The following is a 13,373-nucleotide window of genomic DNA, read 5'->3' as shown; positions in this document are numbered from 1 at the left end:
ACCGACCATGCAGATCAAGTACAGGACCGGGCGCACCTAAGATAGTGATGTCCCCGCCGTACCTTTCCAAGGAGATCCCGTGACTGAACAGACGGAGTCAAAACCCACGTCCCAGCCGGCGCGCCGCGTCATTGTGGCGGAGGATGAAACCCTCATCCGCCTCGACATCATTGAAATCCTGCGCGGCGAAGGCTACGACGTCATCGGCGAAGCAGACAACGGCGAGAAGGCCGTCCAGCTCGCGGAGGAACTGAAGCCGGACCTGGTCCTGATGGACGTCAAGATGCCCGTCATGGACGGCATCTCGGCCGCAGAAAAGATCGTCAAGGCCCGCATCGCCCCCGTGGTACTGCTGACGGCGTTCAGCCAGAAAGAACTCGTTGAGCGTGCCCGCGACGCCGGCGCCATGGCCTACGTCGTAAAGCCATTCACCCCCGCGGACCTCATCCCGGCGCTGGAGATCGCACTCTCCCGCCACGAGGAAATCAAGGCCCTCGAAAGCGAGGTCTCCGACCTCCAGGAGCAGTTCGCCACCCGCAAGCTCGTGGAGCGCGCCAAGAGCCTCCTCACCACCAAGATGGGCCTCACGGAACCGGAAGCCTTCCGGTGGATCCAGAAGACCTCCATGGACCGCCGACTCAGCATGCGCGAAGTCGCCGAAACGATCATCAACCAGGTCAACTAACCTCGGCAGCCCGGCAGGTAACGCACGACGACGGACTGCCGGGTTCCTTCCAGCCGGAACCACCCGCCGGCAGGCAAAACAAACAAAAAAAGGACCCCTGCCAACCGGCAGGGGTCCTTTTGCGTCAGGAACTCAGAAAGCCTAGGCCTTCTTCTTTTTTTCCGGCCAGGGGCCGAGCTTTTCCTTGTTGCTGGCTGCTTCGCCGCCGCGGGTGGAGTCAGCGAGGTCGCCCACTTTGTGCACCTTCAGCGAGTTGGTGGAGCCTGCCTTTCCGGGAGGCGAACCGGCAGCGATGACCACCAGGTCACCGTCCTCAACGAGGTTCATCTCCAGCAAGCTTCGGTCAACCTGCGCGGTCATCTCGTCGGTGTGGTCCACCATCTGGACCAGCACCGGCTGGATGCCCCAGGTCAGCGCCAGCTGGTTCCAGACCTGCTCCACCGGGGTGAAGGCGAACACCGGCTTGATGGGCCGCAAGCGGGACAGGCGGCGGGCGGAGTCGCCGGACTGGGTGAACGCACAGATGTACTTGGCGTCCAGCTGGTCGGCGATTTCGACGGCGGCACGAGTGATGGCGCCGCCACGGGTCTTGGGCTTGGTCCCCAGCGGGGGGACGCGCTCCAGGCCGTGGACCTCGGTGGATTCGATGATCCGGGCCATGACCTTGACGGTCTCGATCGGGTACTTGCCCACGCTGGTCTCGCCGGAGAGCATGACGGCGTCCGCACCGTCCAGCACGGCGTTGGCGCAGTCGGATGCCTCGGCGCGGGTGGGGCGCGGGTTGTCGATCATGGATTCCAGGACCTGGGTTGCCACGATGACCGGCTTGGCCCAGCGGCGGGCCAGTTCGATGGCACGCTTCTGGACAATCGGCACTTCCTCCAGCGGAAGCTCCACGCCCAGGTCGCCACGGGCCACCATGATGGCGTCGAACGCGTCGATGATCTCGGGCAGCTGCTCAACAGCCTGCGGCTTCTCGATCTTGGCGATGACCGGCACGCGGCGGCCTTCCTCGTCCATGATCTCGTGCACGCGGGTGATGTCGGACGCGTCCCGCACGAAGGACAGTGCCACCAGGTCGACGCCGCGGCGCATGGCCCAGCGGAGGTCGTCCTCATCCTTCTCGCTCAGCGCAGGCACGTTGACGGCCACGCCCGGAAGGTTGATGCCCTTGTTGTTGGACACCATGCCGCCCACGGTCACCTCGGCGACCACCTTGACGTCGTCAACGGCCGTGGCACGCAGCGCCACCTTGCCGTCGTCGATCAGCAGCGCGTCGCCCACGTTGACGTCCTCGGTGAGGCTCTTCAGCGTGGTGGAGCAGATGTCCTTGGTGCCGGGAACGTCCTCGGTGGTGATGGTGAAGGTGTCACCGACGGCGAGGGCATGCGGTCCGTCAACGAAACGGCCCAGGCGGATCTTGGGACCCTGCAGGTCGGCCATGATGGCCACGGCTTTGCCGAGATCCGCAGCCGCCTTCCGGACGTTCTCGTAGGTGTTGTCGTGCACGGAGTAGTCGCCGTGGCTCATGTTCATACGGGCAACGTCAACACCGGCTTCCAGCACCGCGAGGGTGTTCTCGTAGCTGGCGATGGCCGGGCCGAACGTAGCCACAATTTTTGCGCGTCTCATATACCTACCCTATTGGTCTCTTGCATTGGTTAGTTGTCGTGCAGGTGAACCCTCGATGCTGCCTAGAGCACAGCGATGGCGCGGTCCGTGGGAGCCACGGGGGCGGGAAGGATGGTGCTCCCCATCAGGAACTTGTCCACCGCTGCGGCCGCGGCCCGGCCCTCGGCAATGGCCCACACAATAAGGGACTGCCCGCGTCCGGCGTCACCGGCCACGAAGACGCCCTCGGTGTTGGTCATGTAGTAACCGTCGCGGGACACGTTGCCGCGGCCGTCGAATTCCGCGTGCACCTGTTCGGTGATGCCGGCGGGCTCGGCGCCGGTGAAACCCAGCGACAGGAACACCAGGTCCGCAGGGATGATCCGCTCCGTACCGGCCTTGGGCAGGCGCTTGCCGTCCACGAATTCGGTCTCTGCAACCTTGACGCCGGTCAGCTTGCCGTTCTCGCCCACGAACTCCACGGTGGAGGCAAGGTACGTGCGCTCACCGCCTTCCTCGTGGGCGCTGGCAACCTCGAAGAGGTTCGGGAACGTGGGCCACGGCTGGTGGCTGGCACGCTCGGCCGGCGGCTGCTTGCCGATGGCAAGCGTGGTCACCGATGCTGCACCGTGCCGGTGCGCGGTGCCCAGGCAGTCCGCTCCGGTGTCGCCGCCGCCGAGGATCACCACATGCTTGCCCTGCGCGTGGATCTGGTTTTCGACCTGCTCCCCCGCCACGGCGCGGTTGGCCGGGACCAGGTAGTCCATGGCGAAGTGGACGCCCTCGAGGTCGCGGCCCGGGATGGGCAGGTCGCGCGGGACGGTAGCGCCCGTGCAGACGACGACGGCGTCATAGCGCCGGCGCAGCTGCTCCCAGGTCACGTCCGTTCCCACGGCAACGCCGGTCCGGAAGCGGGTGCCTTCCGCCTTCATCTGCTCGACGCGGCGGTCCACCTGCTCCTTTTCCATCTTGAAGTCAGGGATGCCGTACCGCAGCAGCCCGCCGATCTTGTCGTCGCGTTCGTAGACGGCAACGGTGTGGCCCACGCGCGTGAGCTGCTGGGCAACCGCCAGGCCGGCGGGTCCGGAACCCACAACGGCCACGGTCTTGCCGGTCAGGCGTGCGGGCGGCAGGGGCTCCACCCAGCCGTTGTCCCACGCCTCATCGATGATGGAGACTTCCACCTGCTTGATGGTCACGGCCGGCTGGTTGATCCCCAGGACGCAGGACGCTTCGCAGGGTGCGGGGCACAGGCGGCCGGTGAACTCCGGGAAGTTGTTCGTGGCGTGCAGGCGCTCGATTGCTTCCTCGCCCTTGTCCCGCCACATGAGGTCGTTCCACTCGGGAATGAGGTTGCCCAGCGGGCAGCCCTGGTGGCAGAACGGGATGCCGCAGTCCATGCAGCGGCCGGCCTGGGCCTTCAGCGTGCCCTTTTCCTGCGCCTCGTACACTTCCTTCCAGTCCATGATGCGGACGGGAACGGGACGGCGCGGCTGGGTTTCACGCTGGCGTACTTTCAGAAATCCGCGTGGATCAGCCACCGGTCACCTCCAGGATTCGAGACCATACTTCTTCGCCGTCGGGGTCCAGGCCCTCTTCGATGGCGTCGAGACGGGTTTGCAGCACCGCCGCGTAGTCGCGCGGCAGCACCTTGGTAATGCGGGCAGCGGCGTCATCGAAGTTCTCGAGGAGGCGCGCAGCCAGCTGGGAATCAGTTTCTTCCACGTGCTTGACCAGCAGGCCGTGCACGATGTCGCGGTCCTCGGCGTCCAGCTCGCGAAGCTGGAGTTCGCCGGACTGCAGGGCTTCCTTGTTCACCCGGGCCGTGTCCAGGTCCAGGACGTAGGCGGTGCCGCCGGACATGCCGGCGCCGAAGTTCCGCCCGGTACGTCCGATGATCAGCGTCTGGCCGCCGGTCATGTACTCGCAGCCATGGTCGCCAATGCCTTCGACGACGGCGGTGGCACCTGAGTTGCGGACCAGGAAGCGTTCGCCCACCTGGCCGCGCAGGAACATCTCGCCGCTGGTGGCGCCGTAACCGATCACGTTCCCGGCGATGACATTCGTCTCCGCCTTGAACACGTTGGTCCGGTCCGGGCGGACGATGATGCGCCCGCCGGAGAGGCCCTTGCCCACGTAGTCGTTCGAGTCGCCGAACAGCCGCAGCGTGATGCCTGCGGGCAGGAAGGCGCCCAGTGATTGGCCGGCGGTGCCGCTGAGGGTGATGTCGATGGTGTCCGTGGCCAGGACATCCGTGCCGAACGTCTTGGTGACCACATGGCCCAGCATGGTGCCCACCGAGCGGTCGGTGTTAATGACGTCGACGGCGATCCTCACCGGGCTGCGGTCGGTCAGCGCTTCCGTGGCCATGGTGATCAGGCGCTGGTCGAAGTGCTTGTCCAGCTCGTGGTTCTGGCCGGTAAGGTTCCGCAGCGGGGCGTCGTCGTCGAACTCCAGCCCGTGCAGGATGGGGTCCAGGTCCAGGCCGTCGGCCTTCCAGTGGTTGACGGCGTCGCGGGCGTCGAGGACCTCGGCGTGGCCGATGGCCTCCTCAAGGCTGCGGAAGCCCAGTTCTGCCAGGATTTCACGGACTTCCTCGGCCAGGAACTCGAAGAAGTTGACCACGAACTCCGGCTTGCCGGTGAAGCGGGCACGCAGCTCCGGGTTCTGCGTCGCAACGCCCACCGGGCAGGTGTCCAGGTGGCAGACGCGCATCATGATGCAGCCTTCCACCACCAGCGGGGCGGTGGCGAAGCCGAACTCCTCGCCGCCCAGCAGCGCGGCGATCACAACGTCGCGGCCGGTCTTGAGCTGGCCGTCCACCTGCACCACCACGCGGTCGCGCAGGCCGTTGAGCATCAGCGTCTGCTGGGTCTCGGCCAGGCCGAGCTCCCACGGGACACCGGCGTGCTTCAGCGAGTTCAGCGGCGAGGCGCCCGTTCCGCCGTCGTGGCCGGAGACCAGTACGACGTCGGCCTTCGCCTTGGTCACACCGGCGGCAACTGTGCCGATGCCCACCTCGGAGACGAGCTTGACGTGCACCCGGGCCGAGGGGTTGGCGCGCTTGGCATCATAGATGAGCTGCGCGAGGTCCTCGATGGAGTAGATGTCGTGGTGCGGGGGCGGGGAAATAAGTCCGACGCCGGGGGTCGAGTGGCGGGTGCGGGCCACCCACGGGTAGACCTTCTGCGCCATCAGCTGGCCGCCCTCGCCGGGCTTGGCGCCCTGGGCCATCTTGATCTGGATGTCGTCGGCGTTGGTCAGGTAGAGGCTGGTGACGCCGAAGCGGCCGGACGCAATCTGCTTGACGGCGGAACGGCGCTTCGGGTCGAGCAGGCGGTCCACGTCCTCGCCGCCCTCGCCGGTGTTGGACTTGCCGCCCAGCTGGTTCATGGCGATGGCCAGCGTCTCGTGGGCCTCCTGGGAGATGGAGCCGTAGCTCATGGCACCCGTGGAGAACCGCTTGACGATGCTGGAGACCGGCTCCACTTCCTCGAGCGGAACGGCAGGACGCTCGTTCTTGAACTTGAGGAGGCCGCGGAGGGTCATCAGGTTCTGCGACTGGTCGTCCACGCCGCGGGTGTAGGCCTTGAAGATGTCGTAGCGGCGCTCACGCGTGGCGTGCTGCAGCCGGAAGACGGTCTCCGGGTTGAACAGGTGGGGTTCGCCGTCGCGCCGCCACTGGTACTCGCCGCCGCCCAGCAACGGGCGGTGGGGCTGCTCGATGCCGCCTTCGGGGTAGGCCATCTGGTGGCGCGCCGAAACCTCGGCGGCAATGACGTCCAGGCCCACTCCGCCAAGCTGCGAGTGCGTGCCGGCGAAGAATTCGTCCACGAGGTCCTGGCCCAGGCCCAGCGCCTCGAAGGTCTGCGCACCGGTGTAGGAGGCCACCGTGGAGATGCCCATCTTCGACATGATCTTCAGGACGCCCTTGCCGAGGCCCTTGATCAGGTTGTAGACGCCGTCCTGCGGGGTGACCCCGGTGACGTCGCCCGCGGCAATGAGCTGCTCCACGGATTCCATGGCCAGGTACGGGTTGACGGCCGAAGCGCCATAGCCAATCAGGACAGCGACGTGGTGCGTCTCGCGGACGTCGCCGGCCTCGACCACCAGTGCGGTCTTGGTGCGGTTGGCGCTGCGGAGCAGGTGGTGGTGCACGGCGCTGACGAGCAGCAGCGACGGGATGGGCGCCCACTGCGCGTTGGAATCGCGGTCGGACAGCACCACGTACTGCACGCCGCGGTTGATGGCGCCGGAAACCTGCTCGCAGATCTCGGTGAGCCGGGCACGCAGCGCGTTCTCGCCGCCCTCGGGGCGGTAAAGCCCACGGACCTTCATGGCCACGCGGTTACCGTCGGCGTCCTCGATGTTGGCGATCTTGGCGAGCTGGTCATTGTTGATCACCGGGAACGGCAGCTGGACCTGGGGCTGGCGGACCTGCTTGGTGTCCAGGAGGTTGCCGTTGGGGCCGATGGCACAGGTCAGCGAGGTGACCAGCTCTTCGCGGATGGCATCCAGCGGCGGGTTGGTCACCTGCGCGAAGGACTGCACGAAGTAGTCGAAGAGCAGGCGGGGGCGCTTGGACAGCACGGCTACCGGGGTGTCCGAGCCCATGGCGCCCAGCGGTTCCGCGCCGGTGCGGGCCATCGGGCCGAGCAGGATCTTCAGTTCCTCTGTGGTGTAGCCGAAGGTGCGCTGGCGGATGTTCACCGAAGCAGCGGTGTGGACCACGTGCTCGCGCTCGGGGAGCTCGTTGAGGTCGATCAGGTTGTCCTTGACCCACTCCGCCCACGGGTTGGCTGCGGCGACTTCGGCCTTGACCTCTTCATCATCGATGATGCGGCCGGCCTCGGTGTCCACCAGGAACATCTTGCCCGGGGAAACGCGGCCCTTCTTAACAACCTTGGAGGGTTCGACGTCGATCACGCCCACCTCGGAGGCGAAGACGATCAGGCCGTCCTCGGTGATCCAGAACCGGCCGGGGCGCAGCCCGTTGCGGTCCAGGGTGGCACCCACGAGGTTGCCGTCGGTGAAGGAAACGGCGGCAGGGCCGTCCCACGGTTCCATCAGGAGGGAGTGGTACTCGTAGAACGCTCGGCGGGCCGGATCCATGGTGGCGTGGTTTTCCCATGCCTCGGGGATCATCATCATGATGGAATGCGTGATGGGGCGGCCGGACAGCCACAGCAGCTCGGCTACCTCGTCGAAGGACGCGGAGTCCGACGCACCCGGCGTGCAGATGGGGTACAGCTCTTCCGGCGTATCACCCAGCAGCGGGTTCGCGAGCTGGGACTGGCGGGCGCGCATCCAGTTCCGGTTGCCCTTGACGGTGTTGATTTCACCGTTGTGGGCGATGGTGCGGAACGGCTGCGCCAGCGGCCACGACGGGAAGGTGTTGGTGGAGAAGCGCGAGTGGACGATCGCCAGCTTGGTCTTGAAGCGCTTGTCGGAGAGGTCCGGGTAGAACGGCTCCAGCTGGGCGGTGGTGAGCATGCCCTTGTAGACGATGGTGCGCGAGGACAGCGACGGGAAGTAAACGCCGAACTTGTTCTGGGCACGCTTACGGATCCGCCAGGCACGGGAATCAAGCTCGTTGCGGTCCAGTTCCTCGCCGGTGGCGGAGGCCAGGAAGGGCTGGGAGAAGTAGGGCATGCAGGCGCGGGCCATGGCACCGACCAGGTCGGCGACGATCGGCACCTCGCGCCAGCCGAGGACCTTCAGGCCCTCGTCAGCTGCGAGGCCCTCGATACCTGCCTTGGCGGCGTCGGCCTCGCGCTGCTCGGCGGGCAGGAAAGCGGTGCCGGCCACGTACTGGCCGGGAGCGGGAAGTTCGAACTCCGTGACCGCACGGAAGAACTCATCGGGGATCTGCATGAGGAGGCCGGCACCGTCACCGGTACCCTCGTCCGCGCCCACGGCACCGCGGTGCTCGAGGTTGCGCAAGGCGGTCAGGGCGGCATCGACGATGTCGTAGCCCGGTTCACCCCGGAGGGTGGCGATAATCGCAAGACCGCAGGCGTCCTTCTCCTGCTCCGGGTTGTAGAGCCCGTGTGCCTCCGGCAGGGCTGCGAAGCGCTTGAACGGCGACATGGCAGCCTCAGGCTGATCCGGTTCGGACCAGCTGGGAGTGTGAAGAGTTTGGGTCATGGGAGACGTCCTTCCTCCTGATCGTGCGTATGGAAGGGACACCGTTGGCCCCACTCGTCGGGCGCCGCTCACATGGGCACAACAAAGTGTTATTTACTGGAAATTGTAGGTCAGCGTGGCCTGCTGAACTAACAGTTACGCAGGCCCCTGCCCCGGGCAACACCAGGCAGCATGTCCATGCTGTCCGGGGCGGCCCCGCTGCCACGACGCTGTGGTGATTGGGCGCTTCGAGCGGTGGCTCTGCTGCCCTGCCTGGCCCGCGCGCTACTTGGTAGTGCCGGCTTCCGGCGCGCTTCCTGTGGCTGTGCTGCCGGACTTTCCGGCAACTGTTGCGTCCGGTCCGGGCGTGGGGCCCGCCGGCGCAGCCGCGGCCTCTTCCGTTGGGACGGAAGCATGCCGGGAACCGCTTTGGTTATCAGGGAGATTATCACGCGATTCACTATCTGAGACAACAGGGTCCGGATCCCGGACCTCGTCCGAAGCCTGCAGGGCCTCCTTGCCTTCACCGTCCCTGGCAGGCTCCCGGCCCGGAAGATACGGGCTGTCCGGCTCTGTCCGCTTCTTCATTCCAAGCAGGATGAACGCCACGAGCGCGGCCAGGAACACGAAGATGCTGGTCCACACGTTCAGGCGGGTGGTGATGCCGAACAGGGAGATCTGCTCCGCGTCGTCAATGCGCATCGCCTCGATCCAGACCCGGCCCAGGGTGTAGTACATGGCGTAGAGCCAGAAGAGCCTGCTGCGGCGGAAGTTGAACTTCCGGTCCAGCGCGAGCAGGATGACGACGCCGGCCACGTTCCACAGCGATTCGTACAGGAACGTGGGGTGGAACAGGGTGTCCGCCGGGGTTCCGGCCGGAAAGTTCGGGTTGTCGGCGTCAATCTGCAGGCCCCAAGGCAGGGTGGTGGGCCCGCCAAAGAGTTCCTGGTTGAAGTAGTTGCCCCAGCGCCCTACGGCCTGGGCAAGCAGCAGTCCGGGGGCCGCAGCATCCAGGAAGGCGCTGAGCTTGACGCCGCTGCGGCGGCAGCCGATCCACGCGCCTACAACGCCGAGGACCACGGCACCCCAGATGCCCAGGCCGCCGCGCTGGATCTGCGGGATCAGGGACAGGTCGCCGGTGCCGTCAAAGCCAGGGCCGAAGTAGGCGTCGGGCGAGGAGACCACGTGGTACAGGCGGCCCCCGATGATGCCGAAGGGGATGGCCCAGACCACGATGTCCCAGACGCTTCCTTCAGGTGCTCCGCGCTTGGCCCAGCGGACGGAGGTGAGCCAGAGGCCCACCACGATGCCGGCCAGGATGCACAGGGCGTAGGCGTGGATGCGCAGCGTTCCCCACGGCAGGGGGATGTCGACGCCGGACCAGTCCGGGCTCGGGATGCTGGCCGGCACCATTGCTGCTGCCTGGAGGAGGGTCTGCATGGCCTAGGCTTCTTCCTCTGTCAGTCCGGTGTCACGGCTCAGTCCGGTGTCGCGACTCAGTCCGGTGCTGAGGTCCTTGGTGAGGGCGGCAACTGCATCCACCCCGCCGTCGCGGATTGCGGCCACCAGCGCGGTGCCCACAATGACGCCTTCGGCATAGGCGGCGATCTCGCGGACCTGGTCCGCGTTGGAGACGCCCAATCCGACGCACACGCGTTCGGCGCCGGCGGCGTGCGCTGCCGCCACCACGTCCTTTGCAGCGGTGCTGACGGACGTCCGCGCGCCTGTGACGCCCATGATCGACACGGCGTAGACGAAGCCGCGGCTCGCGTCCACGGTGCGCTGCATGCGCTCGGCAGTGGAAGAGGGCGCCACCAGGAACACCCGGTCGAGCCCGTATTTGTCCGATGCTTCCATCCACTCGGCTGCTTCATCGGGGATGAGGTCGGGGGTGATGAGCCCTGCTCCCCCGGCTTCAGACAGGCGGCGGGAGAACTCGTCGACGCCCATCCGGACCACGGGGTTCCAGTAGGTCATCACCAGCACGGCGGCGTCGGTCTTGCTGGTGATGCCGGCCACCACGTCAAAGACCTGGCGGACGGAGAAGCCCTTGGCGAGGGCCTCGGTGGTGGCTGCCTGGATGACCTGGCCGTCCATGACGGGGTCGGAGTAGGGAATGCCGATCTCGATCAGGTCGGCACCGTTTTGGGCCAGGGCGATGCCTGCCGCGATGGTCTCCTCCACGCTCGGGTAGCCTGCGGGGAGGTAGCCGATCAGGGCTGCGCGGCCTTCAGCGCGGGCCTTGTCGATGGCTGCCGCCGACTTGCTGGTGGTCTGTGCAGTGGTCACAGCTGCTCCCCCTCTTTGCCGATTTCCGACTCGGCGGAATCCTTGTCCAACAGGTCGAACCATTCGGCTGCGGTGGCAACGTCCTTGTCCCCGCGCCCGGAAAGGTTCACGATGATGATCTTGTCCTGCGCCGAACCACCGGCCTCGGCGGCTTCGGCAGCCAGCCGCTGGCCCACCTTGATGGCGCCGGCCAGGGCGTGCGAGGACTCGATGGCGGGGATGATGCCCTCCGTGCGGCACAGCAGCCGGAAGGATTCCATGGCCTCGCTGTCCGTGATGGGCTCGTAGCTCACCCGGCCGATGTCCGCGAGGTAGGAGTGCTCCGGGCCCACGCCGGGGTAGTCGAGGCCCGCCGAGATCGAGTGGGACTCGATGGTCTGGCCGTCGTCGTCCTGCATCAGGTAGGACCGGGCTCCGTGGAGGACGCCGGGCTTGCCGAGGGTGATGGTGGCAGCGTGGCGTCCGGTGTCCACGCCGTCGCCGCCTGCTTCGAAGCCGTAAATCCGCACTGACGGATCGTCCAGGAAACCGTGGAAGATGCCGATGGCGTTGGAGCCGCCGCCGATGCAGGCACAGACGGCGTCCGGGAGCCGGCCGGCCTGTTCGAGGATCTGGGCGCGGGCTTCCTCGCCGATGACCTCGTGGAAGTAGCGGACCATGGCGGGGAAGGGGTGGGCCCCGGCTGCGGTGCCCAGCAGGTAGTGGGTGGTGTCCACGTTGGCCACCCAGTCGCGCAGGGCGTCGTTGATGGCGTCCTTGAGGGTCTGCGAGCCGCTGGTCACCGGAATGACGGTGGCGCCGAGCAGTTCCATCCGGGCCACGTTGAGCGCCTGGCGGCGGCAGTCCTCCGCGCCCATGTAGACAACGCATTCCAGGCCCATCAGGGCGGCGGCGGTGGCGCTGGCCACGCCGTGCTGGCCGGCGCCGGTCTCGGCGATGACGCGCGTCTTGCCCATGCGCTTGGCCAACAGCGCCTGGCCCAGGACGTTATTGATCTTGTGCGAACCGGTGTGGTTCAGGTCCTCGCGCTTGAGGAACACCCGGACTCCCCCGGCGTGCTCGGAGAAGCGCTTCGCTTCGGTAAGCAGCGACGGCCTGCCGGAATAGTTCTTGTTGAGGTCCGCGATCTGCGCCCGGAACTCGGGGTCGTCCTTGGCCTTGTTGAACGTCTCCTCAAGTTCGTCCAGGGCGGCGATCAGGGATTCGGGCATCCAGCGTCCGCCGTAGCTGCCGAAATACGGCCCGGGGGCGTGCTTGAGGGACCCGCCCTGCAGGAATGCTTCCGTGGCGTTGTTGTCGGTATCGTTGTCGGCGTTGCCGGAGGGTGCTTCAGCCATCAGTCCCGTCCTGTTCCAGTTGGTCGTGCAAAAAGTGGTTGTCCCGGCGGGGGCAGCCTCCCGGGCGTGTTCGACGGGCGGGGATCGGTGCCCGCCCGTCTGTGCGCAGGTGCTTTCGCCTCAGCCCCGGGCGGCGATGGCGGCGGCGCCGGCGGCCTTGAACTCGGCAATCCGCTCCTGCGGTGTCGAGTGGCTGACCAGCGCTTCGCCCACCAGCACGGCATTGGCGCCGCTGGCAGCGTAGTGGGTGACGTCGTCGGCGTCGCGCACGCCGGACTCGGCAACCACTACTGCGCCGGCCGGAATCTGCCCGGCCAGGGACGCGAATACTGAACGGTCGACGTCGAGCGTCTTTAGGTTCCGCACGTTGACGCCGATGATGCGCGCCTGCGCGGCCACCGCCCGCTCGATTTCCTCATCCGTGTGCGTTTCCACAAGGACGTTCATGCCGAGTTCGCGGCTGAGGGCGCTGAAGTCGGCAAGCTGCGCGTCGGAGAGCGCGGCAACGATAAGCAGGACCAGGTCCGCGCCGTGGGCGCGGGCCTCCCAGATCTGGTACTCGTCCAGCGTGAAGTCTTTCCGCAGGAGCGGAACGTCGACGGCGGCGCGCACCGCATCGAGGTCCGCCAGGGACCCATTGAAGCGGCGCTGCTCGGTGAGGACGCTGATGACGGAGGCACCGCCGTCGGCATACTGCCGGGCGAGGGACGCGGGGTCACCGATGGCGGCGAGGTCCCCCTTCGAGGGGCTACGACGCTTGATTTCGGCAATGACTTTGAGCTCGTCCCGCGACGGGGAGGTCCCGCCGAGGGCTGCCCACGCATCGCGGGCAGGTGCCGCAGCCTGTGCCAGGTCCTTCAGTTCAGCCAGCGAAACAAGCTGCTTCCGGGCCTCCATATCCTCCCTGACACCAGCGTTGATGTCATCGAGAACAGTGGACATCAGTGGCCGGAGTTCTTCAGCTTGCTGCCTTCGACGCCGTAGCCTGCCTTGCGCATGATGTAGCCCAGGATCAGGCCCAGCACCATGACGCCGGCGCCGGCGATGAAGATGGGCGTGCTGGCGATCACGAAGGCAATGGAGGCGATAAGGGCGCCCACCAGCATGACGATGACGCAGGTCCACGCTGCGGGGCTGTTGCCGTGGCCAAGTTCCTGGCTGTGGTCGATGGCGCCAGGGGCCACGGTTCGGGTGCCGGACTTGGAAACGGACGCAGGTGCTTTGCTCATGGAAATCTCCTCAGGGTGAATACTGCTTACATTCTGCCATTTTTTGGCCGGTGCCCGTTTATCCGCCGGTACCCTGCCGGTAGCGGCAGTGCGCCC

The 13,373-nt window shown here is 66.6% G+C and carries 9 protein-coding genes; 1 reads left to right on the top strand and 8 read right to left on the bottom strand.

The window, feature by feature from the left end:
• The first annotated feature begins 79 nt into the window (after positions 1–79).
• A complete protein-coding gene (locus FHJ30_RS08995) occupies positions 80–685 on the top strand; it encodes an ANTAR domain-containing response regulator (RefSeq protein ID WP_013600767.1) in 606 nt (201 codons plus the stop codon).
• A 141-nt stretch (positions 686–826) separates the two neighbouring features.
• Here the strand turns inward: FHJ30_RS08995 and pyk are convergent, their stop codons facing one another.
• The 8 genes from pyk to FHJ30_RS08955 form a co-directional block, all read right to left on the bottom strand.
• A complete protein-coding gene (gene pyk, locus FHJ30_RS08990; RefSeq protein WP_139028961.1) occupies positions 827–2,317 on the bottom strand; it encodes a pyruvate kinase in 1,491 nt (496 codons plus the stop codon).
• Positions 2,318–2,379: 62 nt separating this feature from the next.
• A complete protein-coding gene (locus tag FHJ30_RS08985; protein ID WP_139028960.1) occupies positions 2,380–3,837 on the bottom strand; it encodes a glutamate synthase subunit beta in 1,458 nt (485 codons plus the stop codon).
• The gene (gene gltB / locus FHJ30_RS08980) at positions 3,830–8,443 is read right to left on the bottom strand and encodes a glutamate synthase large subunit (RefSeq protein WP_139028959.1); all 4,614 of its coding nucleotides are present in this window, start codon (positions 8,441–8,443) and stop codon (positions 3,830–3,832) included. The genes FHJ30_RS08985 and gltB overlap by 8 nt, the downstream gene beginning before the upstream one ends.
• 264 nt (positions 8,444–8,707) lie before the next feature.
• Positions 8,708–9,862, bottom strand: a complete 1,155-nt coding sequence (gene lgt / locus FHJ30_RS08975; protein WP_139028958.1) for a prolipoprotein diacylglyceryl transferase — start codon at positions 9,860–9,862, stop codon at positions 8,708–8,710.
• Positions 9,863–9,865: 3 nt separating this feature from the next.
• Entirely contained in the window at positions 9,866–10,711 is an 846-nt protein-coding gene (gene trpA, locus FHJ30_RS08970) for a tryptophan synthase subunit alpha (RefSeq protein WP_139028957.1), read from the bottom strand.
• The gene (trpB, locus tag FHJ30_RS08965; RefSeq protein WP_139028956.1) at positions 10,708–12,048 is read right to left on the bottom strand and encodes a tryptophan synthase subunit beta; all 1,341 of its coding nucleotides are present in this window, start codon (positions 12,046–12,048) and stop codon (positions 10,708–10,710) included. The genes trpA and trpB overlap by 4 nt, the downstream gene beginning before the upstream one ends.
• Positions 12,049–12,168: 120 nt before the next feature.
• Entirely contained in the window at positions 12,169–12,990 is an 822-nt protein-coding gene (gene trpC, locus FHJ30_RS08960) for an indole-3-glycerol phosphate synthase TrpC (protein WP_139028955.1), read from the bottom strand.
• Positions 12,990–13,277, bottom strand: coding sequence for an HGxxPAAW family protein (locus FHJ30_RS08955; RefSeq protein WP_050055433.1), 288 nt, complete (start codon positions 13,275–13,277; stop codon positions 12,990–12,992). Before FHJ30_RS08955 ends, trpC begins: the two co-directional genes overlap by 1 nt.
• Positions 13,278–13,373: the final 96 nt, after the last annotated feature.

Source organism: Arthrobacter sp. BB-1 (genome assembly GCF_006151685.1).
In the GTDB taxonomy this organism is placed as follows: Bacteria; Actinomycetota; Actinomycetes; order Actinomycetales; family Micrococcaceae; genus Arthrobacter.
The sequence above is the reverse complement of the archived record's forward strand: the minus strand, read 5'-3'. Positions and strand labels throughout refer to the sequence as shown.